Here is a 24,816-nt window from a genome sequence, read left to right as displayed (position 1 = left end):
AGGGTTGAAAGATAAGATTTGGGATAAAACGCGAGGGTAACGAGAATTGATGGAGGATACAAAGAATTAGCGTGTTTAGCGTAAAAAACCCCGGCCAGCTGGGCTGACCGGGGTATTAATCAGAAGTCTTCGTTCGTTTCGCTGGCGGCGTCTTCATAATCTTCCGCCGAAACATTCGCTTTGCCTTCTTCTGTCGGGTTGTTCAGCAGCATATCGCGCAGCTTCTGTTCAATCTCGTTAGCGATGGCGCTGTTCTCTTTCAGGTAGTTGCTGGCGTTCGCTTTACCCTGGCCGATTTTATCGCCATTGTAGCTATACCAGGCACCTGCTTTTTCGATCAGCTTGTGCTTCACGCCCAGATCGACCAGTTCGCCATAGACGTTAATCCCTTCACCATACATGATCTGGAATTCCGCCTGTTTAAACGGCGCGGCGATTTTGTTTTTCACCACTTTAACGCGGGTTTCGCTGCCGACGACGTTGTCGCCCTCTTTAATCGCGCCAATGCGGCGGATATCAAGACGCACAGATGCGTAGAACTTCAACGCGTTACCACCGGTAGTGGTTTCCGGGTTACCGAACATCACACCAATCTTCATACGAATCTGGTTGATAAAGATCAGCAGCGTATTGGACTGCTTCAGGTTACCCGCCAGTTTACGCATCGCCTGGCTCATCATACGCGCGGCCAGACCCATATGGGAGTCACCGATCTCACCTTCGATTTCCGCTTTCGGCGTCAACGCCGCAACGGAGTCGACGATGATCACGTCAACCGCGCCCGAGCGCGCCAGCGCGTCACAGATTTCCAGCGCCTGCTCACCGGTATCCGGCTGAGAACAGAGCAGGTTATCGATATCAACGCCCAGTTTCTTGGCGTAAACCGGATCGAGCGCATGTTCAGCGTCGATAAAGGCACAGGTTTTGCCTTTACGCTGCGCTGCGGCGATCACCTGCAGAGTCAGCGTAGTTTTACCCGAAGACTCTGGCCCGTAAATCTCAACAATACGGCCCATCGGCAGGCCGCCAGCGCCAAGGGCGATATCAAGCGAAAGTGAACCGGTCGAGATGGTTTCCACATCCATTGAGCGGTCTTCACCCAGGCGCATGATGGAGCCTTTACCAAATTGCTTCTCAATTTGGCCCAGCGCTGCAGCCAGAGCCTTTTGCTTGTTTTCGTCAATAGCCATTTTTACTCCTAATCATGCAGGGGTAAAGCACGCCACCGGAGTGGACAATGCTCTCGTTCGTTGGAGAGTAATTATACTGTATAATCATACAGTATCAAGTCAAATTTTTGAGAAAATCATCATGCAGCGTTTGCAGCGCCAGCGCCACGGTTTGCCGCCGCACTGCATCGCGATCTCCCTGAAAAATATGGCGTTTCGCCACCCGCTGACCGGCGCTTGTGGCGAAGCCGAACCAGACTGTGCCCACCGGTTTGTCGGCGCTGCCACCATCCGGTCCGGCGATGCCACTGACCGCAATGGCGAAGTCGGCGTTAGCCTCTTTTAACGCGCCGGCGGCCATCTCTTTTACCACCTGTTCGCTGACCGCGCCCCACTGTTGCAGGCTGGTTTCGGCGACGCCCACCATCTGCTGCTTCGCCTCATTACTGTAGGTGATAAACGCGCGTTCAAACCAGGCGGAGCTGCCGGGCACGTCGGTCAACACTTTGGCAATCCAGCCGCCGGTACAGGATTCAGCGGTCGTTACCGTCGCGTGATGCCGCAGCAATAGCTGCCCGGTAAGGATGCTTAATTCATTAAGCCGATCGTCAGTCATCATTCCATCCTTGTTAGCGATATCAGTAACGTTAGCAATAAACCTGGCGCAAAGCGTACCGTTTTCACGTTTTACCGCAGATGAAATTGTGCTTTTGCGAGGCGGGTTCCTGCGATATATGAGGGCTGCGGGCAGTTTAGCAAGGCGGTCAGACTATTTATTCTTACTGCCGGAAAACAGGTTCCCGACGAAACAGGGTAATGCGCGTGCTGTCGCTACGGATCGCTCAGGCGCGTAATAATTAAAGATGAAAATTGCGATCGCGGTTGGATTATTGTGCTGCTCGCTGTGACATCAGCCCGTAAAGGCGATTAAGTTAAAACAATGTTTCATTTTCATTGGGAGAATGAGTATGGGATCGCAACCTGAATTTTCCGGCGTCTGGTGCCCTTCGGTTACGCCTTTTACGCAGGATAACCGCATCGATTTTGACGCGCTGGGGCAGCATTTCGCTCGTCTGGACGCCTCTGGAATCGATACGTTGTTGTTAATGGGCAGCATTGGCGAATTCGCGTCCCTGTCACAGGAGGAGCGCAAGCTGCTGCTGCGTGAAGCGCGCCGGATGTCGCGTTTAAGTATGGTGGCGAATGTCTCCAGCACCTGCCGCGCCGATATGGTGGAGCTGGCGCATCTGGCGTGGGAAAGCGGCTATGACGCCGTGATGGTATTACCGCCATGGTATTACGGGCAAACCCGCCGGCAGCTGTTAAGTTATTACCGCCAGCTGGACAGCGAGCTGGGCGGCAAGTGGTTCGCCTATAATTTCCCGGCGCGCACCGGCTGCGATTTGGATGCCGCGCTGGTGGCGGAGCTGGCTGCGGAACTGCCTCGCTTCATCGGCATAAAGGATACGACGGACTGTCTTTCCCATAACCGTTCATTAATCGAAGAGACGAAAAAAGTGCGTGACGACTTCGCTGTGCTCTCCGGCTACGATGAATATCTGCTGCCCAATCTGCTGGCGGGCGGGGCTGGCGTCATCTGCGGACTGAATAATCTGGTGCCTGCCATGTTTGCCGAAGCGATGCACGCCTGGCACGCAGGCGATCTTGCCGCGCTTAGCCAGTTTCAGCAGCGCATCGGCAAACTGATGGCGATTTACAGCGTTGGCGATGATTTCGTTAGCGCCATCAAAACGGCGGTGTCACGTAAATTTGGCTATATGACGCCGCTGTCGCGCAATAGCGGCGGCGCCTTGAATGAAGCGCAGTGCGACGCCATTGATATGCTGTTCAGCTAACATCCGTAAAGCGGCGAAGCGGCTAACGCTGCGCCGCTTTATGCGCGGATGCGTTATCGTCCGCTGAGGCTTAGCTCTTTTTCACGAATTCGGATTTCAGCTTCATTGGGCCAAAGCCGTCGATCTTGCAATCGATATTGTGATCGCCTTCCACCAGGCGGATCCCTTTCACTTTAGTGCCGATCTTCAACGCGGAAGAGCTGCCTTTTACTTTAAGATCCTTAACCACCGTGACGCTATCGCCATCCGCGAGTTGGGTGCCGTTGACGTCGCGCACCACCAATCCTTCATCCTGCGCAGCATCCATCGCTTGTTGAGACCAGATATGGCCGCACTCAGGGCAGTTCAGCGCGTCGCCATCCTGCCAGGTATATTCGGAATGGCATTCGGGGCAAGAAGGTAAAGTCTGCATTACAACCTCATCAATAAGTACCCTGGCGGGTAAACAAAAAAGGCGGCCATTCTATAACCTTAATTTTGATGTGGATAGCCTTTCTTATGCACGATACGTTATTGAAGCGTTGCCGCCCGCGATGTTTTGCGAGCCGCGCCGAAAAAGCATGAGCGGAAATGGGGTAACGCTCCCTCTCCAGCGCTGCGCCTGTTAAGGTCGGGTAGCGCTTTAGATGCATTAACGATAGGATCCGCCTTAATACCCAGACCGCCGCTGATATCAACAGGAACACGCAAGTTGAGTGACATGACCGCAAAAGGATCAACAGATATGGATATTGGTAACCACACGCCAATGATGCAGCAATACCTTCGGCTGAAGGCGCAGCATCCTGACATCCTGCTGTTCTACCGCATGGGGGATTTCTACGAGCTGTTTTATGATGACGCGAAACGCGCCTCGCAGCTGCTCGATATCTCCCTGACAAAACGCGGCGCCTCCGCCGGTGAACCCATACCGATGGCGGGCGTGCCTTATCATGCCGTAGAAAACTATCTGGCCAGGCTGGTACAGCTGGGCGAGTCGGTAGCGATTTGCGAACAGATCGGCGATCCGGCCCTGAGTAAAGGTCCGGTCGAGCGCAAAGTCGTACGCATCGTGACGCCTGGCACCATCAGCGATGAAGCGTTGCTGAACGAGCGTCAGGATAACCTGCTGGCGGCTATCTGGCAGGATTCGCGCGGCTTCGGCTACGCCACGCTGGATATCAGCTCCGGCCGCTTCCGCATTACAGAGCCTGCCGACCGCGAGGCGATGGCCGCTGAACTGCAACGCACCAATCCCGCAGAGCTGCTCTATCCTGAAGATTTCGCCGCGATGGATCTGATTGAAAACCGTCGCGGCATGCGCCGCCGCCCGCTGTGGGAATATGAGCTGGATACCGCGCGTCAGCAGCTTAACCTCCAGTTCGGCACGCGTGATTTAACCGGCTTCGGTGTCGAAAATGCGCATCTGGCGCTGCGCGCGGCAGGCTGCCTGTTGCAGTATGTAAAAGATACGCAGCGCACCTCCCTGCCCCATATCCGCTCCCTGACCATGGAACGTCAGCAGGACAGCATCATTATGGACGCCGCCACCCGACGTAATCTGGAGATTACGCAAAACCTGGCGGGCGGCGTGGACAATACCCTGGCGGCGGTGCTGGATAAAACCGTCACGCCGATGGGCAGCCGTATGCTGAAACGCTGGCTGCATACGCCGGTTCGTGACAGCCGCGTAATCGTTCAGCGGCAGGAAAGCATCGCCGCGCTACAGGATCTGAGCGGCGAGCTGCAGCCGGTGCTGCGTCAGGTGGGCGATCTGGAGCGTATTCTTGCGCGTCTGGCGCTGCGCACCGCACGTCCGCGCGATCTGGCGCGTATGCGTCATGCTTTTCAGCAGCTGCCGGAACTGAATGCGCAGCTGGAAGGCGTCGAGGCCGGCCATCTGCCCGCGCTGCGTCAGCAGATGGGACAATTTGACGAACTGCGCGAGCTGCTGGAACGGGCGATTATCGAAGCGCCGCCGGTGCTGGTGCGCGATGGCGGCGTTATCGCTCCCGGCTATAACGCTGAACTTGACGAGTGGCGCGCGCTGGCGGACGGCGCGACCGACTATCTTGACCGGCTGGAAATACGTGAGCGTGAAAAGCTGGGGCTGGATACCTTGAAGGTTGGCTTCAACGCGGTTCACGGCTATTACATTCAGGTCAGCCGTGGACAAAGTCATCTGGTGCCAATGCATTACGTGCGTCGTCAGACGCTGAAAAACGCTGAACGCTACATCATCCCGGAACTTAAAGAGTATGAGGACAAAGTTCTCACCTCGAAAGGCAAGGCGCTGGCGCTGGAAAAGGCGCTTTATGACGAGCTGTTCGATCTGCTGCTGCCGCATCTGGATGCGCTGCTGCAAAGCGCCGCGGCACTGGCCGAGCTGGACGTATTGACCAACCTGGCGGAGCGCGCCTGGACCTTAAACTATACGCGCCCGACCTTAAGCGACAAACCGGGCATTAAGCTCACCGGCGGGCGTCACCCGGTGGTGGAGCAGGTGTTGAAAGAGCCGTTTATCGCTAACCCGCTGGCGCTTTCCCCGCAGCGCCGCATGCTGGTGATTACCGGCCCGAACATGGGCGGTAAAAGCACCTATATGCGACAGACGGCGCTGATTGTGCTGCTGGCCTGTATCGGCAGCTTCGTGCCCGCGGAGCAGGCGACCATTGGTCCGGTCGATCGCATTTTCACCCGCGTCGGCGCGGCGGACGATCTCGCCTCCGGCCGTTCGACCTTTATGGTGGAGATGACCGAAACCGCTAATATCCTGCACAACGCTACAGAGCATAGCCTGGTGTTGATGGATGAAATCGGGCGCGGCACCTCCACCTATGACGGCCTTTCGCTCGCCTGGGCCTGCGCGGAAAGTCTCGCCAGCCGTATTAAAGCGATGACGCTGTTCGCCACGCACTATTTTGAACTGACCACGCTGGCGGAAAAAATGGAAGGCGTCGCCAATGTGCATCTGGACGCGGTAGAGCATGGCGATACCATCGCCTTTATGCACAGCGTGCAGGAAGGCGCGGCCAGCAAAAGCTACGGCCTGGCGGTGGCCGCGCTGGCCGGCGTGCCGAAAGAGGTGATCAAGCGGGCGCGTCAGAAATTGAAAGAGCTGGAAGCGCTGTCAGGCTCGGCAGCGGCAAGCAACGCCGATGGCCCGCAACTGCCGCTGCTGGTGGAAGAAACCTCGCCGGCTGTCGAAGCGCTGGAGGCGCTGGACCCTGATACGCTTTCGCCGCGTCAGGCGCTAGAGTGGATCTATCGACTGAAATCGCTGCTGTAACGTTGGGTCGGAGAGGCGGCGTCTTCCCTGCGGAGGGAAACCCTGCGGTTGTGGCAACGCGTTTAAAGCGGAGTTGACGAAGCGCCGTTTACATACGGCGCTTTTAATTGCGCGTTAACGAGAATCTGTCCAGTGAGAGTCCTCACCCAGCGGCGGCGCTGCTACTGTACTGCCCCCCAAAAGCTGGACAGAATAATCGAGGCATTAGAGAAAGAGTCCATGTATTCCATGGACTCTTTTTTGTTTCCTGCAAAAGCTAAATAAACTCTTCCACAGCCAAATTATCCATTCTGCTGCTCTTACTCCATGCGCTTCCCTGTTTCTACAACAACCTGTAATGCACCAGTCAATTGAGTAAGATCCGGTTCTGGTTATTCAGATCTTAGGTGAAGAAAAGATTAATTGAGGTATGTAGAGCATTTTTGCAGGTATCGCATGTGCACTTTTATCACTCCGAAGAAGTCGCATCTATACATATGCCAAACATCTGCATATACTTGGAATATGCTAAAACCAGTTGGTCAGGAGAAATACCATGAGAACCGTATCAATATTCAAAAACGGTAATAATCGCGCTATCCGTCTGCCCCGAGACCTGGATTTTGAGGGAGTGAGCGAACTGGAGATCATCCGGGAAGGTGACAGCATTATCCTTCGTCCCGTTCGCCCAACATGGGGTTCGTTTACTCAGCTCGAAAAAGCCGAGTCAGACTTTATGGCCGAGCGTGGGGACATCGTCAGCGATGAAGGACGGTTTGACCTGTGATCAAGACCTATATGCTGGACACCAACATTTGCTCCTTCATCATGCGTGAGCAGCCGGAAGCTGTCATTAAACGGCTGGAGCAGGCAGTACTGCGCAATCATCGTATCGTGGTTTCGGCCATCACCTATGCCGAGATGCGTTTCGGTACGATCGGAAAGAAGGTATCTCCCCGCCACGGCTTGCTCGTCGAAGCTTTCTGCGCCCGTCTCGATGCAATCCTCTCCTGGGACCGCGCCGCGGTGGACGCAACCACAGAGATTAAGGCCGCGCTGACTGCGGCCGGGACGCCAATCGGTCCGAACGACACGGCGATTGCCGGGCATGCCATCGCCGCCGGCGCCGTACTGGTGACGAACAACGTGCGAGAGTTTGAGCGTGTGCCTGGGCTGGTTCTGGAAGACTGGGCTAACTGACGGCAGAAAGAATCTTGAAAACAGTAATATCCGCTTTGTGCCAGAGGCGGACATTGATAACTTTCAATTTTACTTCTGGCAAACTCCAGCCGCATAGTCTCAACAACGCGTGCCGAAGACAGTCCCGTGTGCCTTAAAACTCCCGTGATAACAGTGCAATTTACTTAGTTGATATGGGACGTAATACGTTACCGTACCCGACACACCTCTAAAATTTTCTCTCTAAGCCAGCGGTGCCCGGGATCCTTTTCCATTCTTGGGTGCCACATCTGCGACACCACAATGTTCCGGGTTTTGAATGGCAATTCAAAGGCATGTAAATTTTCTGTCATTCGTTGGTTGCGCAAGTACAGCGCGGGAACCATGGCGATAAGGTCGGAGGCCAGTGCGACGGATAACGCAGTCGGAAAGCCTGGAACCACACTCACCACTTTGCGCGTGACGCCTAATGCCGCCAGGGCATCATCGACAAAACCATGTAACACCCCGTCGGGTGACGCCACCACATGTCCCCAGGCAATATAATCTTCAACGCTTATTCCCGGCTGTGATGCCAGCGGATGCTCCTTGCGCACCGCTCCAATAAAGCGATCCTGAAAGAGTCTCTGCACCCGAATTTCTGGCCCCATATTGCTCTGGACGCCAATATCTAGGTCAACTAAACCCTCTCGAAGATAACGAGACGTTTTTTCAGGTTTCGGTGCAAAGCGTATGCAAATACCTGGGGCCGCTTCGGCTACGGCGGCAATGAGCAGTGGGCCAAATGCCACGACAAAACCATCATTGGCCCTGATGGTGAACAGCCGTTCGAGGTTTTCCACCTTGAGCATCCCGGATGAGGGCTGAAGTACTGCCCTCGCCTCATAGACCGCGCTTCTGGCACGATCCCGGGTTGCTTCAGCCCAAGGGGTGAGCACCATGTTACGTCCTGCTCGCACCAGAATTGGATCCCCCGTCACTTCACGTAGCCTGCTGAGTGTGCGGCTCATCGCTGAGGTACTCAGGTTTAAGCGTCGAGCTGCCCCCGCAACGCTGGCTTCTGCCAGCAAAAAGTCGAGCGCGACAAGCAAGTTAAAATCAGGGTCGGACATATTGGTTCCTACTAAGAATTCAGATATGACGTCGAATGCAATTATACAGTGCAAATACTGCATCTTCCGCCTTGACTCGCTGCTGATTATAGTTTTCGTATCCCTCCTTTCACAGGCATAAAGATGACAACGTTATTTTCAAATCAACCGGGCGATGAAGGCCTGCCGGGACAAGAGCGTGCACGCGTCATGGCCGCCGTGATGACCACGACGCTGATGGGCGTGTTTGACGGCACGATGATCAACATCGCCCTGCCATCCATGGCAAAAGCGATGCAGGTACCGGCGAATGTCTCGGTCTGGTTCGCCAACGGTTACCTGCTCTCCGCCGCCATGACGTTGGCTATCTTCGCTGCGCTGGCAGTACGCGTCGGTTACCGGCCAGTGTTTCTTTCAGGCCTTACCGTCTTTACGCTCACTTCACTGGGTTGTGCGCTGGCCAGTACCCCAGCGATGCTCATCGGAATGCGCATTATGCAAGGGATCGGCGGCGCAGCTACCCTGAGCATTGCCCCGGCGATACTGCGTTCTGTTTTCCCCGGCCGATTGCTTGGCCGTATTCTTGGACTACATGCCCTGCTTATTGCTTCAAGCTCGGCCATAGCGCCTGTGCTTGGCGGCACAGTGCTGGACATAATGAGCTGGAAATGGTTGTTCGCCATAAACGTGCTCCCTGGCACCGTTTCCCTGTTGCTGGTATTCAGGTCGCTGCCACGAAAACCGGCGTCCGATAGAACGCCGTTCGATACGTCAGGAGCTGTGCTTTCTGCAATACTTTTAGGCTCAATGGTGATGGCGGCAAACAGCTTCTCCTCAGACCATCACATCAGTGTCGAGGCTATCAACTGGAGTCTGCTCGCGATGCTCAGCGCCATAACATTTATCTGGCAGATACGCCGGGTAACACATCCTTTATTACCACCCGTAATTTTCAAAAATGGACGCTTTACCTTGGCCGCTTTAACTTCGCTAGCCTGTTTTGTGAGCCAAGGAATTACCTTTATTGCGCTGCCATTTCTGTTTCAGAGCGTGTATGGCTACAGCCCTGTAGTTTCGGCGTTACTCTTTACGCCATGGCCGATCGGCATTGTGTTGATAGCTCCTCATGCAGGCCGTTGGGCCGACATATTTTCAGCGCCTCTGATTTCTACCGTTGGGTTAGCTCTTTTTGTTGTGGGTTTGATTTTGCTGGCCACGCTACCCGCCAGCCCTACGGCATGGGATATCTGTTTACGTAGCCTGTGGTGCGGCATCGGATTTGGTTGTTTCCAAAGCCCTAACAACCGGGAGATGCTCTCTAACGTATCCCGCGACTATGCCAGCTACGCATCAGGCGTATTGTCTATCGTCCGGACGTTCGGTCAATGCCTCGGTGCTGCTGTCATGGGGGCACTGCTGGCAATAAATGAACTACAGGCTGTCCATTATGCTCTGTGGATTGCTGTCGTCGCTTCTGCGGCATCAGTGGTATTGAGCGTGAGCCGGTTACGTAAAACAGGCCTGGCGGCAACCTGAACTCGCGTGCTCATTCTGTCTTGTAGCTGCGATTGCGAATGGATGGCACTCAGCTAAGGCATTTGAAGCTAATTATATTGATTTAGTTATGCTGATCGTAAAGCAGCCTGTATCAAAGGCTTTTTCTTCTTGCACGAAGTTAATGAGGAAGTAAATTCCCGTAAAGGACATTAACCTGATTTCGGTCCGCTTTGTGTCAGAAGCGGACATTGAAAATATTTTGACTCAGTTAACGTCGAAGATCCGCTGACTTGCTTTCAAGTATGTTAATGATTAAATCGCGTGGAAAAATTGTCTCATTGGTGTGTATGAGCTCTTCTATGGTCCACCAATGATGATCGCGAATGACTTCCTTTTCATTGCTACTCCATCCTGAGCGGTCAAAATCTACTGTATTTGCATTAATCATAAAGAAACGCTCATCAGCAAGTACTGTCTCTCCACTTGGTAGCATCATTGTGAAGGTTCGGGACGCTATTTGTGGTCCTGTTAATGTTCTTGTCAAACCCGTTTCTTCAAATAATTCGCGTATAACGGCCTGCTCGAAAGATTCATTTTTTTCAAACCCTCCTCCCGGAGTTGCCCAGTATGTTTTTCCCCTCAGAGCATCATCTTTATGACAGAACCTAAAGAGCAAGACATGATTTTCAGGCGAAAGAATGATCAGTCGAGATGATGGTCGAATGCGCACGTCCCCCCCTTAAAAAGGCTTAATTACTGATTCTCAATATTTATGTAAACATAAATTGCAGCCTGAATCGCCCTATAGGTCTCCATTTTCTTACAGCTTTAATCTCAATCAACGTCCGCTCCTCGCTCGTAGCAGACAGTGAGCTTGTGTCAGACTGCTTTGTACCGGAATAGAATGGGGAACATCCTGCGGCAAATTGCTGAAAAGCATTCGGATTAATATATAAACACTGGGTTCTGGTCATGCCCTGTAGCACTACAAGCCATGCGATAGGGTTGAAAAAGGTTAAAATCAATTACCTCTGCAAGCTTGTCTAGAGGTCATTGACTTCAGATAACGAACCCGTGAAGGACTACTTTTTGAAAACGCTTCGCCTTAATTATTCGATGCTGTCTCCCGACGCTTATCAAGGAATGCTGGCAGCCAAAAAAGCGCTGGATAACAGCACCCTTGGTAAAAAACTCATTGAGCTTGTTTATCTTCGAATTTCACAAATAAACGGCTGCGCCTTTTGCCTGGAAATGCACGCTAAGTCGCTGAGGGAGGGTGGTGAAAGTCTCACCAGGCTTGATGCGCTTTCAGGCTGGCATGTCAGCCCACACTTCAGTGAAAAAGAAAGAGCTGCGCTTGCCTGGGCCGAAACATTGGCTCGGGTAGATCAGACGCACGCGCCGGATGATGTCTATGAAGCGCTCAGTTCGTTTTTCAGCGATCGGGAGATCTCTGATTTAACTTTTGCTATATCCCTGATGAGTGCCTTCAACCGCCTGGCTATTGGAATGCGCCAGTAGCTGGCTGAGCCCGAGCTCAGCCAGAATGACAACAGGCACAGGCTGTTTCAGGTCGCCGAGGGCCAGCCTTCAAATTTCTGGCCTCAGTGCTATGCAGCTTAATTGCAGGCCTCGCCTGTTATCATTAATACACGTCATAACGTCAACTTTTCGCTCATAGCGGACATATTCCCCATTCATTTCAGACGTTGTTCAGGCTTGAGAACTGGATGACATTCTTAACACTATCATCAAAAATGTAAAAATCCTGCGCAAGCTGATTAAGCCTTATCATCATTTTCTTTATGGTGCTTCTTTGATGAAAATCACCACATCAAATCCGTAGCGGGTAGGTTTTCAGGCGATATTCAACCGGGCTGAGTCCGTTAAATTTAAGACTGATTCGGCGGGCGTTGTAGTAATGAATATAATCCTCAAGAACGACCTTCAGTTCGTCGACATCGTTGAATTTACGGGTGTAAAAGCATTCTGATTTTAACGTCCCGAAAAAGCATTCCGCACAGGCATTATCCATACAGTTTCCTTTGCGGGACATACTTTGCAGAACCCCAAACTTCCGTAACTGATACTGATACCATCGATGCCGGTATTGCCAGCCCTGATCTGAGTGAAGAACTGGCGTGCTGTTTGCGTCCATTCTGGCGAATGCCTTAATCAACATGTCATCAATCATCGGCATTGTCGGGCGTTCTGAAATACTGTAGGAAATCACTTCGTTATTGAAGAGATTGATGATGGGAGAAAGATAGAGTTTGCGGCCGTTGACAGCGAACTCCGTGACGTCTGTTACCCATTTTTCATTGGGCCGGCTGGCTTTGAAGTTTCGTTGCAGGAGGTTGTCAGCAGTACATCCACGTTCGCCACGCCAGGAGGTGTAGCGCTTTACTTTGATAGCTGCTTTTAGGTCAAGGCCGTTCATCAGGCGTTGAACCACCTTATGGTTGATTACTCCCCCTCTCTTCTGAGCGCCAGCGTTACCCGTCGATAGCCATAGCGGCCCTGGTTTTCATCATATATCTCGCTGATTCGACAATTTATTTCATCGTATTTACCCGGAGACCGGAGCGCCCTGAGGTGATAGTAAACGTGCTCCTGGGTATCCGGGCAATACTCAGCAGCTGGTCAGGGGAATAATGCTGCTTAATTCGTCGACAACGCAAACCTTATCTCTTACCGAACTAAGGCTTTCAGCTTTTATAGATAAACTATCCGTAATTCAAGACGTTTGACTTTCCTTTCAAGTTCATGAATCCGTTGTTCTTTCGATCTTTCCTCTGCGGCTTCAATAAGTTCAGGGTGTTCAGCCATGTAAGATACCCTTTTTGTGCCTACCTTGAGTGAGCGAAGCCCTTCTTCACCATGCTCTTTGTACACTTTTAGCCATTTGGCCATAGATGATGCACCTGCAACATTGAATTTAGTCGCGGCCTGAGTCTGGGATATCTGACCGGAAAGCACGGCTTTTACAGCTTCAATTCTGATCTCAGGATCAATTGATACGCCCTTATCTCTGAGCCTTAATCCCTCTTCTCCATAAGCATCATAGGCTGCAACCCAGATTCTCACCTGGATTCTGAGTATGTTGAAACGGGCTGAAGTTAATCGATAGCCTTCATCGCTAACAAGATAGTGCATAACGACTTCAAGGCGTTCTTGAGGGTATATTTACGTCCGGGCATAGGACTTTCCAGTTTGAAAGTCCAACTAAATGGGTGCATTACATACTGAGGCTTTATCGCAGGCAATAAAAAAGCGGTGGTCACGGACCACCGCTTTTCGCATTACCTGTTCTTCAAACGCTATTACTCGCGGAACAGCGCTTCGATACTCAGGCCCTGCGCCTGCAGAATTTCACGCAGACGACGCAGACCTTCAACCTGAATCTGACGCACACGCTCACGGGTCAGACCGATTTCGCGGCCCACATCCTCAAGCGTTGCCGCTTCGTAACCTAACAGGCCGAAACGACGAGCCAGTACTTCACGCTGTTTGGCATTCAGTTCAAACAACCACTTAACGATGCTCTGCTTCATATCATCGTCCTGCGTGGTGTCTTCCGGGCCGTTATCCTTTTCATCGGCCAGGATATCCAACAGCGCTTTCTCAGAATCTCCGCCCAGCGGCGTATCAACTGAGGTAATGCGTTCGTTGAGACGCAACATACGGCTTACGTCATCAACCGGTTTATCCAGCTGTTCGGCGATCTCTTCCGCGCTCGGCTCATGATCAAGCTTGTGCGACAGTTCACGCGCGGTGCGCAGATAAACATTCAACTCCTTGACGATGTGAATCGGCAGGCGGATGGTACGGGTTTGATTCATAATCGCCCGTTCAATCGTCTGACGAATCCACCAGGTGGCGTACGTTGAGAAACGGAACCCACGCTCTGGGTCGAATTTTTCAACAGCACGAATCAAGCCAAGGTTACCCTCTTCAATCAGGTCCAACAGTGCCAGACCACGATTGCTGTAACGGCGAGCAATCTTCACCACCAGTCGTAAGTTACTTTCGATCATGCGACGACGAGATGAGATATCTCCTTTCAGTGCGCGGCGAGCGAAGAAAACTTCTTCCTCTGCCGTCAACAGCGGAGAATAACCAATTTCGCCGAGGTAAAGCTGCGTCGCATCTAAAACACGTTGCGTCGCACCCTGTGACAACAACTCTTCTTCTGCCAGTTCATTATCACCAGGGTCATTTTCAACAAGAGCCTTCTCGTCGAAAATCTCAGCTCCGTTCTCGTCGAATTCCGCATCTTCGTGTAACTCGTTAACTTTCAGCGTATTCTGGCTCATAAGCGGCTCCTACCCGTGATCCCTGGGCAGAACTTCAAGGCTCTGCCCGTTTATCGCTGCGGTAAATAACGCAACGGGTTGACGGATTTCCCCTTGTAACGAATTTCAAAATGCAATCTAACTGAACTGGTTCCGGTGCTACCCATGGTAGCTATCTTCTGCCCCGCCTTCACTTCTTGTTGTTCCCGGACCAGCATTGTGTCGTTATGGGCGTAGGCACTCAGGTAGTCATCATTATGTTTGATGATAATCAGGTTACCGTAACCGCGCAGCGCATTACCTGCATACACTACACGCCCGGACGCGGTGGCAACCACAGGTTGTCCTCGTGAACCGGCGATATCGATGCCTTTATTACCGCCTTCAGCAGCAGAGAAGTTATCGATAATCTTACCGTCGGTAGGCCAACGCCAACCAGCCACAGGGGTTGAACTGGACGTTGTACTGCTTACCGTCGGCGGTGCGGTAACCGGGGCTGTCGTCGTTGCAACAGTTGTTGTCCCCGTTGAAGGCAGCATTTTGCCTCCGCCTGATTTTCCTGAATCATCAGAATACGTAATAACAGGTTGCTGCGCAACTGTAGAAGTTTTGATTTGTGCAGAACCAGGAGAATTCGGAACGCCACCCTGCGTTGCATCAGCTACGGTGATCGCATTGCCGCCGGTAATCGGCGATCCTGAGCCATTACCAACCTGCAAAGCCTGACCTACATTGAGGTTGTAAGGCGCAGCGATATTATTTCGTTGGGCTAAATCACGAAAATCATTGCCGGTAATCCAGGCAATATAGAACAACGTGTCGCCTCGTTTTACTGTATATGTATCACCGCTGTAACTACCTTTCGGAATATTCTCATAACTGCGGTTGTAAACAATCCGACCATTTTGCGTAGTTACATTAGCATTGCTGCTGTTAGCTGAAGAAGAAAATACAGGTCTGGATGGCACTGAACCGTTCGTCATGCCGCCGCCTGAAGTGAGCATCCCACCGCCCCCAGACTGTGACTGGCTGCCAACAGTGCTAATCGGGGCCTGTGTGTTATCATCAGAAGTACAGCCCGCCAGCCAAAATCCAATCAGTGAAACAGCCGCAACGCGGCTCAACGTAAAAAGTGGGCTTCCCATGCTCATTTATCCCCCGTGATAACAAACCTGTGACGAGCTTTTAAAACTGTGGGCGTCATTTGTTACGCCCGGCTATCTGCTGCTGGCAGATGAAAAGGCTGATACTAACAACAACCTAATCCCGGTGCCATTAATCAGTTGTGAAGAAATGCGTAGTGCCTCAACGCCGGATCAGGCCAGATCGCCTTTCACCAGCGGAACAAAGCGCACCGGCTCAATCGTATCCACGACAAACTCGTCGCCCCGGCGACGGATGCGCTTCAGCTGCTGCAATTCCTCGCCTACCGGCAAAACCATAATGCCGCCGTCATCCAGCTGCGACATCAGAGCGACCGGAATTTCCGGCGGCGCCGCAGTAACGATGATGGCGTCAAAAGGGGCGCGTGCCGCCCATCCTTCCCAGCCATCGCCGTGACGCGTAGAAACGTTATGTAAATCAAGCTGCTTCAGGCGTCGTTTTGCCTGCCACTGTAACCCTTTGATGCGTTCGACGGAGCAGACGTGATCCACCAGATGCGCAAGTATAGCCGTCTGGTAGCCGGAGCCGGTGCCGATTTCCAGCACGCGCGACGCCGGCTTCAGCTCCAGCAACGAGGTCATCCTGGCTACCATATAGGGCTGCGAGATGGTCTGCCCGGAGCCGATGGGCAACGACATATTTTCCCAGGCCTTGTGCGCCAACGCCTCATCGACAAAACGTTCGCGCGGCACATCGCCGATCGCTTTCAGCAACAGCTCATCATCAATGCCCTGCTGACGTAGTTGATCCAGTAAAGCCTCGATGCGTCTGCTTACCATAGCGCCTCGACTCCGGCTTTGGTTAACCAACTGCCAACCACCTCTTGCGCCTGATGGGCGGTGAGATCGACATGCAGCGCGGTAACGGAAACATAGCCTTCATCGACCGCGGCGAAATCGGTGTCTGGCCCGGCGTCATGCTTGTCGCCCGGCGGACCGATCCAGTAAAGCGTATTGCCGCGCGGATCCTGCTGCGGAATAACCTTATCGGCGGGATGACGACTACCGCAGCGGGTGACGCGGATGCCTTTGATCTGTTCAAGCGGCAGGTCAGGCACGTTGATATTGAGGATGCGGCCGGTGCGCAGCGGTTCGCGTTGCAGCCCCTGCAAAATCGCGCAGGTGACGGCGGCGGCGGTAGCGTAATGCTGATGACCATCCAGCGAGACCGCGAGCGCCGGCAGTCCCAGATGGCGCCCTTCCATCGCCGCGGCCACCGTGCCGGAATAGATGACGTCGTCGCCGAGGTTAGGTCCGGCATTAATGCCAGAAACGACAATATCCGGTCGCGGATGCATTAGCGCGTTCACACCGAGGTAAACGCAATCGGTAGGCGTGCCCATCTGCACAGCAATATCGCCGTTAGGCCAGCTAAAGGTACGCAGCGGCGTTTCCAGCGTCAGCGAGTTGGAGGCGCCGCTGCGGTTGCGATCGGGCGCGACAATCTGCACCTCCGCAAACTCGCGTAACGCTTTCGCCAGCACCTGAATCCCTGGCGCCTGAATGCCGTCATCGTTACTCAGCAATATCCGCATCGTTACCTTCCTGTTCGAAAAGTTCCCTGACTATGCTGGTGGCGAAGCTACCTGCCGGCAACCAGAAACTGAGCGTCAGCGTAGCATCGTCGCTCCAGCTCCAGCGCATATCGCGCGGGATAACTAACATGGCGCGGCGGGCAGCGTCGACGCGCTCGCGCTCAAGCAGCGCAATCAGCGTCTCTTCGCCCGCCAGACTCTGCTGTTCAAACGCCAGCGCGGCGTCGCGGCTGCCCCACTCGCCGCTGCCGGGCAGCGGCGCGGTAATGCGCAGCTCATTATTATCGATACGCTGTTGCAGCTGCGGCAGCTCTTCCTGCGTCGCCACAAACCAGCTGCCGCGTCCGGTGAGCTGTAGCGCGTCACCGGGCAGCGCCCGCGTCAGACCGCCCTGTTCCGCCAGCCGGTCGCTGACAACCTGATTGAACAGCGCGCTGCGCGCGGCGGAAAGCAGAAAGCTGCGTTTATTACGCTCGCGCACGCGGATTTCATTGCTGGCCCAGCGCTTCGCCTGATCGAGGTTATTGCCCTGAATGCCGAAGCGTTGCTGACCAAAATAGTTCGGCGCGCCGCTGACGCAGATGCGTTGCAGGCGCTCTTCCACCCTGGCGCGATCGCTGATCTGGCGCAGCACCAGTTTAAAGGCGTTGCCCGCCAGCGCGCCGGTGCGTAGCTTGCGCTTATGACGCGCCACCTGCAGAATTTCGCAGCCTTCCAACGAAAAGGCGGAAAAATCGGGCGTATCTTTACCAGGCAGACGCAGGCAGAGCGTCTGCTCCGTGACCGCATAGCGGTCTTTCATCCCGGCGAAGCTGACGTCGCGCGGATGGATTTTGGCGAACTTCGCCAGCGCGTCGGCAACAAAGCGGGTATTGCATCCGGTTTTGCGGATGCGCACCAGAAGATGCTCGCCTTCGCCGTCCGCCTCGTAGCCGAGATCCTCGATAACCTCGAAATCGTCCGGGCTGGCCTTAAGCTGCCCCTGAACGCCGGGCTTGCCGTACAGCCACTGCCATTCTGGTAACGCCATTACGCCTCCGCCCTTATCAATAGCGCCACCGCTTCGCAGGCGATGCCTTCGCCGCGGCCGGTAAAGCCCAGTTTTTCGGTCGTGGTGGCCTTCACGTTGACGTCGTCCATATGGCAGCCGAGATCTTCGGCGATATTGATGCGCATTTGCGGCACATGCGGCAGCATTTTCGGCGCCTGGGCGATGATCGTCACGTCGACGTTGCCTATACGGTAGCCCTTCGCCTGAATGCGGCGCCACGCTTCGCGCAGCAGGCCGCGACTGTCGGCGCCTTTAAATGCCGGATCGGTATCGGGAAAAAGCTTGCCGATATCGCCCAGCGCGGCGGCGCCCAGCAGCGCATCCGTCAGCGCATGCAGCGCGACGTCGCCGTCTGAATGCGCGATAAATCCATGGTCGAACGGAATCCGCACGCCGCCAATAATCAACGGGCCTTCGCCACCGAAAGCATGGACGTCAAAACCGTGACCAATACGCATCATGCGCACTCCTTGTTATGTAATTGAGTAAGGTAAAACGCCGCCAGCGCCAGGTCTTCAGGACGCGTGACCTTAATGTTATCGCTGCGGCCAGCCACCAGCTCAGGATGATAGCCGCAATATTCCAGCGCAGATGCTTCATCGGTGATGGTGGCGCCTTCGTTCAGCGCGCGCGTCAGGCACTGGCGCAACAGCGCAAGCGGAAACAGCTGCGGCGTCAGCGCGTGCCACAGCGCTTCGCGCTCTACCGTATGGGCAATCGCGTCTTTGCCTGGCTCGCTGCGCTTCATCGTATCGCGCACCGGCGCGGCCAAAATGCCGCCTACGCGGCTATGGCGGCTGATGGCTAACAAACGCTGTAAATCTTCCGCCGCCAGGCAGGGACGCGCTGCGTCATGCACCAGGACCCAGTCAGCGCGTTCGGCTGAGCTCAGTCCCGCCAGTACGGAATCGGCGCGCTGTTTTCCCCCAATGACCGGGAGAATGCGGCTATCGTTAGCCAGCGGCAGCTGTTGAAAATAGTTGTCTTCTGGACTGAGCGCAACAATCACCCGGTTAATCGCCGGATGCGCCAGCAGACTGGCGATGCTGTGTTCCAGAATGGTGGAGTGACCAATAGTCAGGTACTGCTTGGGGCGCCCGGATTGCATACGGCTGCCGATACCGGCAGCGGGCACCACGGCGATAATATCCGGCCAGGAGTCAGTTAATGTGGTCATTGCTATCGTTGTTGGTTCGGCAAGGCCTGCTGCCCGTTACGTTTATTTTGATCCGACACCAGGCGATAGAAGGTCTCGCCGGGTCTAATCATCCCCAGCTCATTACGTGCGCGCTCCTCAATCGCCTCCGAACCGCCGTTGAGATCGTCGATTTCGGCAAACAACTGATCGTTGCGCGCTTTTAATTTGGCATTGTTCGCCTGTTGTACCACGACGTCATCGCTGACGCGGGTGTAATCATGAATCCCATTCTTGCCCAGCCACAGCGAATATTGCAGCCAGGCCAGCAATGCAAGTAACAGCAGCGTCAGTTTTCCCATCCCCGCCCCCTGAAAAACGGCTCAATCATCCCACAACTTTTCGCCGGACTCCACTCTACAGGCGAAATTGCGCCGCATTCTCAGCGAGACGCCTGAAAATAGTGCTGCGGGTAAAGTTTTGTAACCTGCGGTCGCGTTTGATCATGCCCTGAACGGGGCTCGGCATCCGTCAGCCGCTTCGCTGAGCAGCCGCTCGTCGCGTCTTAAACAGAGCGCAGAGGGCTTACCAGCCGGTAAGCCAGGAGAAGAGCAGCCAGAAGAGGCAGACGACGGTGGCAAGGGTGAGCAGCAGCGTCCAGATAAGCTGACCGCGCAGCAGCAGGCCGAAGACGATGCCTGTCAGCACCGCAACCGGCAGCAGCGCAAGGAAAAAAGGCCAGGTATAGAGCAGAAAAAACAGCGTGTTGGAGCCATACAGCAGAAAGGGGATCGCTAGCGCGCACCAGTAAGAGATGAAACCGATAACGCCGCCAGGAAACGACCAGGCGCGTTCGTCCTGGTCATGATCGTTTTTACGGGCCAGCAGGGGTGTAACATTATGCATAGGTATCCTGTTGTTGCGCGTAGCGGCCTGCTCTCAGGCAGTTTGCCGCTGCAATCTCAGGCTTTGATAATATCGCGCCCGCGCAGCAGATCTAACAGTTGCGCCGTTAATTTTGTTACCAATTGTTCGCCATCAAGATGGATTTCCGGTAGCGAAGGCGCCTCATAAACCGCGTCGATACCGGTGAAATTACGCAGCTCGCCCGCGCGCGCTTTTTTATATAATCCTTTCGGATCGCGCGCCTCGCAGATCGCCAGCGGCGTATCGACAAACACCTCGATAAACTGCCCGTCGCCCAGCATTTCCCGCACCATCTGACGCTCTGCGCGATGCGGAGAGATAAAGGCGGTCAGCACCACCAGCCCGGCGTCTACCATCAGCCTGGCGACTTCGCCGACGCGGCGGATATTCTCCTTGCGATCCGCGTCGCTGAAGCCTAAATCGCGGCAAAGTCCGTGGCGCACGTTGTCGCCGTCAAGCAGATAGGTGCTGACGCCCAGCTGATGCAGCGCCTGTTCCAGCGCGCCCGCCACCGTGGACTTACCTGAGCCGGAAAGCCCGGTAAACCAGAGCACGACGCCCTGATGACCGTGCTGCCGCTCGCGATCGGCACGCGTCACCGCATGCGCGTGCCAGACCACATTCTCATCGTGCGCGGCCATCTTATTTCGCACCCAGATCGCGTAAGTCACGCGCTTCCCAGTGTGGGAAGTGACGACGGATCAGCGCGTTCAGCTCCAGCTCGAAGGCGGAGAAATCGCCGCGGCTGAGGCTGGCGTTCTGCTGCGGCTGACGGATCATGCCCGCGCCGACGGTGACATTGGAGAGGCGATCGATAAAGATCATCCCGCCGGTCACCGGATTCTGCTGATAGGGATCGATCACCATCGGTTCGTCAAAAGTCACGTTAACCAGACCGATGCCGTTCAGCGGCAGCGCGTCGACATCGCTGTTGTGGGTCAGGTTATTGATATTGACCTGATAGTCGATGCTTTCGATGCGCGCGCGGGTTTTCTTGCCGGCGATTTTGACGTCGAAGCTCTGTCCCGGCGTCAGCGCCTGCTCCGCCATCCACACCACGTCGACCGCCGCGCCCTGCACCGCCTTCAGCGTCTCATCCGCCGCTACCAGCAGATCGCCGCGGCTGATATCGATTTCATCGCTCAGCACGATAGTGATCGCCTCGCCCGGCCCCGCTTCAGGCAGGTCGCCGTCAAAGGTGACGATGCGCGCGACGGAGGATTCCACGCCCGACGGCAGCGCTTTAATGCGCTGTCCGACGCGCAGGATGCCGGAGGCCAGCGTTCCGGCATAGCCGCGGAAATCGAGGTTGGGACGGCTGACATACTGCACCGGGAAGCGCATCGGCTGGCTTTCCACCACGCGGTTGACCTCAACAGTTTCCAGCACGTCCAGCAGCGTCGGGCCGCTGTACCAGTTCATCGTGCTACTCTGCGTCGCAACATTATCGCCTTCCAGCGCAGACATCGGCACGAAGCGAATATCAAGAGAGCCCGGCAGCTGTGCGGCGAAGTCCAGGTAGTCCTGTTTGATCTGCTCGTAGCGATCCTGGCTGTATTCCACCAGATCCATCTTATTAATCGCCACCACCAGATGCTTAATGCCCAGCAGCGTGGAGATAAAGCTGTGGCGACGCGTCTGATCCAGCACGCCTTTACGGGCGTCGATCAGCAGAATTGCCAGGTCGCAGGTGGACGCACCGGTGGCCATGTTGCGGGTGTACTGCTCGTGTCCCGGCGTGTCGGCGATAATAAACTTACGCTTTTCTGTGGAGAAATAGCGGTAGGCGACATCAATGGTAATGCCCTGCTCGCGCTCCGCCTGCAGGCCATCCACCAGCAGCGCCAGATCGAGCTTCTCGCCCTGGGTGCCGTGACGTTTGCTGTCGTTGTGCAGCGACGAGAGCTGATCTTCATAAATCTGGCGCGTGTCGTGCAGCAGACGCCCGATCAGCGTGCTTTTGCCGTCGTCGACGCTGCCGCAGGTGAGAAAACGCAGCAGGCTTTTATGCTGTTGCGCATGCAGCCAGGCTTCTACCCCGCCCTGTTCGGCGATCTGTTGTGCAATAACGGTATTCATCTGGCGTCTCCTCAGAAATAGCCCTGACGTTTCTTCAGCTCCATTGAGCCAGCCTGGTCGCGGTCAATCACGCGGCCCTGTCGCTCGCTGGTGGTGGAAACCAGCATCTCTTCAATGATCTCGGGCAGCGTCTGCGCAGAGGATTCTACCGCGCCGGTCAGCGGCCAGCAGCCCAGGGTACGGAAACGCACCATACGCTGTTTGATCTCTTCGCCCGGCTGAAGATCGATGCGATCGTCATCAATCACCATCAGCATGCCGTCGCGTTCCAGTACCGGACGCTCGGCCGCCAGATAAAGCGGCACGATGTCGATATTTTCCAGGAAGATGTACTGCCAGATATCCAGCTCGGTCCAGTTAGAGAGCGGAAACACGCGAATGCTTTCGCCTTTGTTGATCTGGCCGTTGTAGTTGTGCCACAGCTCCGGGCGCTGGTTTTTCGGGTCCCAGCGATGAAAGCGGTCGCGGAAAGAGTAGATGCGCTCTTTGGCACGCGACTTCTCTTCATCGCGCCGCGCGCCGCCGAACGCGGCGTCGAAACCATATTTGTTCAGCGCCTGCTTCAACCCTTCGGTTTTCATGATGTCGGTATGCTTGGCGCTGCCGTGCACGAACGGGTTGATGCCCATCGCCACTCCTTCCGGGTTGCGATGCACAATCAGCTCCGCGCCGATCTCTTTTACCGTGCGGTCGCGGAACGCGTACATATCGCGGAATTTCCAGCCGGTATCAACATGCAGCAGCGGGAACGGCAGCGTGCCGGGCCAGAAAGCTTTGCGCGCCAGGTGCAGCATTACCGATGAATCTTTGCCGATGGAGTAAAGCATCACCGGATTGCCAAATTCAGCCGCCACTTCGCGGATAATATGGATACTCTCCGCCTCCAGTTGACGCAGATGAGTCAGTCGTTTTTGATCCATAATGTTTCCTTAAGCCAAATTCACAACGGCGGAGTCGCGTCCCGCCTGCTGCGCTGAATGTTGAAACCAGGCCAGCTGCGCGTGCAGATTCACCACTTCGCCGATCACCAGCAGCGCAGGCGTCGGCGCCTGCTGAGCCAGCGTTTCCAGCTCGGCCAGCGTGCCGGTCAATACCTGCTGATCCTGCCGCGTGCCGCGTCCGATCACCGCGACCGGCGTCGTCGCTGCGCGGCCATGGGCGATGAGCTGCTGCGAAATTTCCGCCGCTTTCACCGTGCCCATATAGATGGCCAGCGTCTGGCGGGAACGCGCCAGCGACGGCCAGTCGATAGCGTCGCCGTCTGCGCGGCAGTGTCCGGTAATAAACAGCACGCTCTGCGCATAGTCGCGATGGGTCAGCGGAATGCCCGCATAGGCGGTAGCGCCTGACGCCGCCGTCACTCCCGGCACGACCTGGAACGGAATGCCCGCTTCCTGCGCCGCCTGCAACTCTTCGCCGCCGCGCCCGAAGATAAAGGGATCGCCGCCCTTCAGGCGCACTACGCGTTTCCCTTTGCTCGCCAGCTGGACCAGCAGGCGATTGGTCTCTTCCTGCGCCACCGAATGCGCGCCGGCGCGTTTGCCGACGCAGAGCCGGTCGGCGTCGCGGCGCACTAAATCAAGGATCTCGTCGCTGACCAGATGGTCATACAGCACCACGTCCGCCTGCTGCATGACCTGTAACGCGCGCAGCGTCAGCAGGCCCGCGTCGCCCGGACCGGCGCCGACTAAAATAATTTCGCCCTGCTGCGGCGGCGCATCCGTTAACTGCGCGTCCAGCGTCTGCTTTGCGCCCTGCACGTTGCCCGCCGCCATCTGGCTGGCGAACAGACCGTTGAACGCGCGCTCCCAAAAGCGACGACGATCGGACATTTTGCTGAAGCGCTGTTTGACCTTATCGCGCCACTCCCCCGCCACCTGCGCCATCTGCCCCAGGTTGGCGGGCAGCAGCGCCTCCAGCTTTTCGCGCAGCATACGCGCCAGCACCGGCGCGGTGCCGCTGGAGGAGATCGCCACCACCAGCGGCGAGCGATCGACAATGGACGGGAAGATAAAGGAGCATTTCGGCTGATCGTCGACCACGTTCGCCAGCAGGCGACGCTGGTTCGCCGCCTCGAACACGCGCGCGTTAAGCGCGCCGTCGTCGGTGGCGGCAATGACCAGGTAAACGCTATCCAGCTGGGCCTCGTCGAACGATGTCGCCAGCCATTCCAGCTGCTGTTTGTCCGCCAGCTCCCGCAGCTCGGCGCAGAGTTCGCGTGCGGCAATCTGCACGCGCGCGCCCGCGCGACGCAGCAGCTCAATTTTTCGCGCCGCCACATCGCCGCCGCCAACAACCAGCACCGGCTTTGCTTTCAGATCGGCAAATATAGGGAGATAATCCACGTCGGCCTTACTTCAATAACAAAAAGTTAACGCGACTATACGACTGCTGCTTCAGGCAGATGAAATTACGAATTGGAATGAGTAGTTACCGAATGGAATAACGCCACGGCAGAGCTTCGAACAAAAGGTGCTTAACAAGTGATATTTCGGGCATTTAAGAACGATTGAAATTGTGCAATGCGCGTCACAATTTCATACTATCGGTGCAAAATTATTTCGCTTCAGCGTCATGGGATGACGTTTAAGG

General features: G+C 55.2%; 24 protein-coding genes and 1 pseudogene. 6 read left to right on the top strand and 19 right to left on the bottom strand.

Annotated features, from left to right (window positions below; all coding sequences use genetic code 11):
* Window positions 1–119 precede the first annotated feature (119 nt).
* Together recA and pncC are read right to left on the bottom strand one after the other, a co-directional pair.
* A complete protein-coding gene (recA, locus tag MYY08_RS15350) occupies window positions 120–1,190 on the bottom strand; it encodes a recombinase RecA (protein WP_038624523.1) in 1,071 nt (356 codons plus the stop codon).
* Between the two features lie 94 nt (window positions 1,191–1,284).
* Window positions 1,285–1,785, bottom strand: a complete 501-nt coding sequence (gene pncC, locus MYY08_RS15345) for a nicotinamide-nucleotide amidase (protein WP_038624521.1) — start codon at window positions 1,783–1,785, stop codon at window positions 1,285–1,287.
* A gap of 352 nt (window positions 1,786–2,137) precedes the next feature.
* On the opposite strand from pncC, the gene MYY08_RS15340 reads away from it, so the two are divergent.
* The gene (locus tag MYY08_RS15340; RefSeq protein ID WP_038624519.1) at window positions 2,138–3,025 is read left to right on the top strand and encodes a dihydrodipicolinate synthase family protein; all 888 of its coding nucleotides are present in this window, start codon (window positions 2,138–2,140) and stop codon (window positions 3,023–3,025) included.
* A gap of 70 nt (window positions 3,026–3,095) precedes the next feature.
* Here the strand turns inward: MYY08_RS15340 and MYY08_RS15335 are convergent, their stop codons facing one another.
* Window positions 3,096–3,437, bottom strand: a complete 342-nt coding sequence (locus tag MYY08_RS15335; protein WP_038624517.1) for a zinc ribbon domain-containing protein YjdM — start codon at window positions 3,435–3,437, stop codon at window positions 3,096–3,098.
* Window positions 3,438–3,749: 312 nt separating this feature from the next.
* Between MYY08_RS15335 and mutS the strand changes: the two genes are divergently transcribed.
* The 3 genes from mutS to MYY08_RS15320 all read left to right on the top strand — a co-directional run bounded on the left by mutS (window position 3,750) and on the right by MYY08_RS15320 (window position 7,472).
* Window positions 3,750–6,293 (top strand): DNA mismatch repair protein MutS, encoded by a 2,544-nt coding sequence (gene mutS, locus MYY08_RS15330; RefSeq protein ID WP_038624515.1) that lies wholly within the window; start codon window positions 3,750–3,752, stop codon window positions 6,291–6,293.
* 535 nt (window positions 6,294–6,828) lie between these two features.
* Window positions 6,829–7,059: a type II toxin-antitoxin system VapB family antitoxin gene (gene vapB, locus MYY08_RS15325; protein WP_288014814.1), complete on the top strand. Its 231-nt coding sequence runs from the start codon at window positions 6,829–6,831 to the stop codon at window positions 7,057–7,059.
* Window positions 7,056–7,472 carry a type II toxin-antitoxin system VapC family toxin gene (locus MYY08_RS15320; RefSeq protein WP_288014812.1) on the top strand — a complete coding sequence of 139 codons (417 nt, stop codon included), beginning with the start codon at window positions 7,056–7,058 and terminating at the stop codon, window positions 7,470–7,472. Before vapB ends, MYY08_RS15320 begins: the two co-directional genes overlap by 4 nt.
* A gap of 188 nt (window positions 7,473–7,660) precedes the next feature.
* Here MYY08_RS15320 and MYY08_RS15315 read toward each other — a convergent pair whose 3' ends face one another.
* The gene (locus tag MYY08_RS15315; protein WP_288014832.1) at window positions 7,661–8,563 is read right to left on the bottom strand and encodes a LysR family transcriptional regulator; all 903 of its coding nucleotides are present in this window, start codon (window positions 8,561–8,563) and stop codon (window positions 7,661–7,663) included.
* Between the two features lie 123 nt (window positions 8,564–8,686).
* On the opposite strand from MYY08_RS15315, the gene MYY08_RS15310 reads away from it, so the two are divergent.
* Window positions 8,687–10,078, top strand: a complete 1,392-nt coding sequence (locus tag MYY08_RS15310) for an MFS transporter (protein WP_288014810.1) — start codon at window positions 8,687–8,689, stop codon at window positions 10,076–10,078.
* Between the two features lie 229 nt (window positions 10,079–10,307).
* Here the strand turns inward: MYY08_RS15310 and MYY08_RS15305 are convergent, their stop codons facing one another.
* Entirely contained in the window at window positions 10,308–10,769 is a 462-nt protein-coding gene (locus tag MYY08_RS15305; RefSeq protein WP_288014808.1) for an NUDIX hydrolase, read from the bottom strand.
* A 359-nt stretch (window positions 10,770–11,128) separates the two neighbouring features.
* Between MYY08_RS15305 and MYY08_RS15300 the strand changes: the two genes are divergently transcribed.
* Window positions 11,129–11,560 carry a carboxymuconolactone decarboxylase family protein gene (locus MYY08_RS15300; protein ID WP_288014806.1) on the top strand — a complete coding sequence of 144 codons (432 nt, stop codon included), beginning with the start codon at window positions 11,129–11,131 and terminating at the stop codon, window positions 11,558–11,560.
* 313 nt (window positions 11,561–11,873) lie between these two features.
* Here MYY08_RS15300 and MYY08_RS15295 read toward each other — a convergent pair.
* The 14 genes and pseudogenes from MYY08_RS15295 to cysG all read right to left on the bottom strand — a co-directional run bounded on the left by MYY08_RS15295 (window position 11,874) and on the right by cysG (window position 24,569).
* A pseudogene (locus MYY08_RS15295) lies at window positions 11,874–13,195 on the bottom strand (IS3 family transposase).
* A gap of 167 nt (window positions 13,196–13,362) precedes the next feature.
* Entirely contained in the window at window positions 13,363–14,355 is a 993-nt protein-coding gene (gene rpoS, locus MYY08_RS15290; protein WP_288014804.1) for an RNA polymerase sigma factor RpoS, read from the bottom strand.
* 50 nt (window positions 14,356–14,405) lie between these two features.
* Complete coding sequence (nlpD, locus tag MYY08_RS15285; protein WP_174705320.1) at window positions 14,406–15,485, bottom strand: murein hydrolase activator NlpD; 1,080 nt, start codon at window positions 15,483–15,485, stop codon at window positions 14,406–14,408.
* 165 nt (window positions 15,486–15,650) lie between these two features.
* Window positions 15,651–16,277, bottom strand: coding sequence for a protein-L-isoaspartate(D-aspartate) O-methyltransferase (locus tag MYY08_RS15280; protein ID WP_038624497.1), 627 nt, complete (start codon window positions 16,275–16,277; stop codon window positions 15,651–15,653).
* On the bottom strand, window positions 16,271–17,032 hold the full coding sequence (gene surE, locus MYY08_RS15275; RefSeq protein ID WP_084970334.1) for a 5'/3'-nucleotidase SurE: 762 nt from the start codon (window positions 17,030–17,032) through the stop codon (window positions 16,271–16,273). Before surE ends, MYY08_RS15280 begins: the two co-directional genes overlap by 7 nt.
* Window positions 17,013–18,062, bottom strand: coding sequence for a tRNA pseudouridine(13) synthase TruD (gene truD / locus MYY08_RS15270; RefSeq protein WP_084970335.1), 1,050 nt, complete (start codon window positions 18,060–18,062; stop codon window positions 17,013–17,015). Before truD ends, surE begins: the two co-directional genes overlap by 20 nt.
* Entirely contained in the window at window positions 18,062–18,541 is a 480-nt protein-coding gene (gene ispF / locus MYY08_RS15265; RefSeq protein WP_038629893.1) for a 2-C-methyl-D-erythritol 2,4-cyclodiphosphate synthase, read from the bottom strand. The genes truD and ispF overlap by 1 nt, the downstream gene beginning before the upstream one ends.
* Entirely contained in the window at window positions 18,541–19,260 is a 720-nt protein-coding gene (ispD, locus tag MYY08_RS15260) for a 2-C-methyl-D-erythritol 4-phosphate cytidylyltransferase (RefSeq protein ID WP_038624492.1), read from the bottom strand. Before ispD ends, ispF begins: the two co-directional genes overlap by 1 nt.
* Before the next feature lie 2 nt (window positions 19,261–19,262).
* On the bottom strand, window positions 19,263–19,580 hold the full coding sequence (gene ftsB / locus MYY08_RS15255) for a cell division protein FtsB (protein WP_038624490.1): 318 nt from the start codon (window positions 19,578–19,580) through the stop codon (window positions 19,263–19,265).
* A 223-nt stretch (window positions 19,581–19,803) separates the two neighbouring features.
* Entirely contained in the window at window positions 19,804–20,124 is a 321-nt protein-coding gene (locus MYY08_RS15250) for a DUF3561 family protein (protein ID WP_038624488.1), read from the bottom strand.
* A gap of 56 nt (window positions 20,125–20,180) precedes the next feature.
* Entirely contained in the window at window positions 20,181–20,786 is a 606-nt protein-coding gene (gene cysC, locus MYY08_RS15245) for an adenylyl-sulfate kinase (protein ID WP_038624486.1), read from the bottom strand.
* Between the two features lies 1 nt (window position 20,787).
* Window positions 20,788–22,224, bottom strand: a complete 1,437-nt coding sequence (cysN, locus tag MYY08_RS15240; protein WP_084970337.1) for a sulfate adenylyltransferase subunit CysN — start codon at window positions 22,222–22,224, stop codon at window positions 20,788–20,790.
* A gap of 11 nt (window positions 22,225–22,235) precedes the next feature.
* Complete coding sequence (gene cysD / locus MYY08_RS15235; RefSeq protein ID WP_038624482.1) at window positions 22,236–23,144, bottom strand: sulfate adenylyltransferase subunit CysD; 909 nt, start codon at window positions 23,142–23,144, stop codon at window positions 22,236–22,238.
* A gap of 9 nt (window positions 23,145–23,153) precedes the next feature.
* Window positions 23,154–24,569 (bottom strand): siroheme synthase CysG, encoded by a 1,416-nt coding sequence (cysG, locus tag MYY08_RS15230; protein ID WP_288014798.1) that lies wholly within the window; start codon window positions 24,567–24,569, stop codon window positions 23,154–23,156.
* Window positions 24,570–24,816 lie beyond the last annotated feature (247 nt).

Source organism: Mixta sp. (assembly GCF_024610815.1).
GTDB lineage: Bacteria > Pseudomonadota > Gammaproteobacteria > Enterobacterales > Enterobacteriaceae > Mixta > Mixta calida.
This window is presented reverse-complemented; position numbering and strand designations above follow the sequence as displayed.

What these genes read in the sequence shown, in the direction of transcription:
- recA (WP_038624523.1), bottom strand. Translation starts at nt 1,190, where the DNA reads ATGGCTATTGACGAAAACAAGCAAAAGGCTCTGGCTGCAGCGCTGGGC.
- pncC (WP_038624521.1), bottom strand. Translation starts at nt 1,785, where the DNA reads ATGACTGACGATCGGCTTAATGAATTAAGCATCCTTACCGGGCAGCTA.
- MYY08_RS15340 (WP_038624519.1), top strand. Translation starts at nt 2,138, where the DNA reads ATGGGATCGCAACCTGAATTTTCCGGCGTCTGGTGCCCTTCGGTTACG.
- MYY08_RS15335 (WP_038624517.1), bottom strand. Translation starts at nt 3,437, where the DNA reads ATGCAGACTTTACCTTCTTGCCCCGAATGCCATTCCGAATATACCTGG.
- mutS (WP_038624515.1), top strand. Translation starts at nt 3,750, where the DNA reads ATGGATATTGGTAACCACACGCCAATGATGCAGCAATACCTTCGGCTG.
- vapB (WP_288014814.1), top strand. Translation starts at nt 6,829, where the DNA reads ATGAGAACCGTATCAATATTCAAAAACGGTAATAATCGCGCTATCCGT.
- MYY08_RS15315 (WP_288014832.1), bottom strand. Translation starts at nt 8,563, where the DNA reads ATGTCCGACCCTGATTTTAACTTGCTTGTCGCGCTCGACTTTTTGCTG.
- MYY08_RS15310 (WP_288014810.1), top strand. Translation starts at nt 8,687, where the DNA reads ATGACAACGTTATTTTCAAATCAACCGGGCGATGAAGGCCTGCCGGGA.
- rpoS (WP_288014804.1), bottom strand. Translation starts at nt 14,355, where the DNA reads ATGAGCCAGAATACGCTGAAAGTTAACGAGTTACACGAAGATGCGGAA.
- nlpD (WP_174705320.1), bottom strand. Translation starts at nt 15,485, where the DNA reads ATGAGCATGGGAAGCCCACTTTTTACGTTGAGCCGCGTTGCGGCTGTT.
- MYY08_RS15280 (WP_038624497.1), bottom strand. Translation starts at nt 16,277, where the DNA reads ATGGTAAGCAGACGCATCGAGGCTTTACTGGATCAACTACGTCAGCAG.
- surE (WP_084970334.1), bottom strand. Translation starts at nt 17,032, where the DNA reads ATGCGGATATTGCTGAGTAACGATGACGGCATTCAGGCGCCAGGGATT.
- truD (WP_084970335.1), bottom strand. Translation starts at nt 18,062, where the DNA reads ATGGCGTTACCAGAATGGCAGTGGCTGTACGGCAAGCCCGGCGTTCAG.
- ispF (WP_038629893.1), bottom strand. Translation starts at nt 18,541, where the DNA reads ATGCGTATTGGTCACGGTTTTGACGTCCATGCTTTCGGTGGCGAAGGC.
- ispD (WP_038624492.1), bottom strand. Translation starts at nt 19,260, where the DNA reads ATGACCACATTAACTGACTCCTGGCCGGATATTATCGCCGTGGTGCCC.
- ftsB (WP_038624490.1), bottom strand. Translation starts at nt 19,580, where the DNA reads ATGGGAAAACTGACGCTGCTGTTACTTGCATTGCTGGCCTGGCTGCAA.
- MYY08_RS15250 (WP_038624488.1), bottom strand. Translation starts at nt 20,124, where the DNA reads ATGCATAATGTTACACCCCTGCTGGCCCGTAAAAACGATCATGACCAG.
- cysC (WP_038624486.1), bottom strand. Translation starts at nt 20,786, where the DNA reads ATGGCCGCGCACGATGAGAATGTGGTCTGGCACGCGCATGCGGTGACG.
- cysN (WP_084970337.1), bottom strand. Translation starts at nt 22,224, where the DNA reads ATGAATACCGTTATTGCACAACAGATCGCCGAACAGGGCGGGGTAGAA.
- cysD (WP_038624482.1), bottom strand. Translation starts at nt 23,144, where the DNA reads ATGGATCAAAAACGACTGACTCATCTGCGTCAACTGGAGGCGGAGAGT.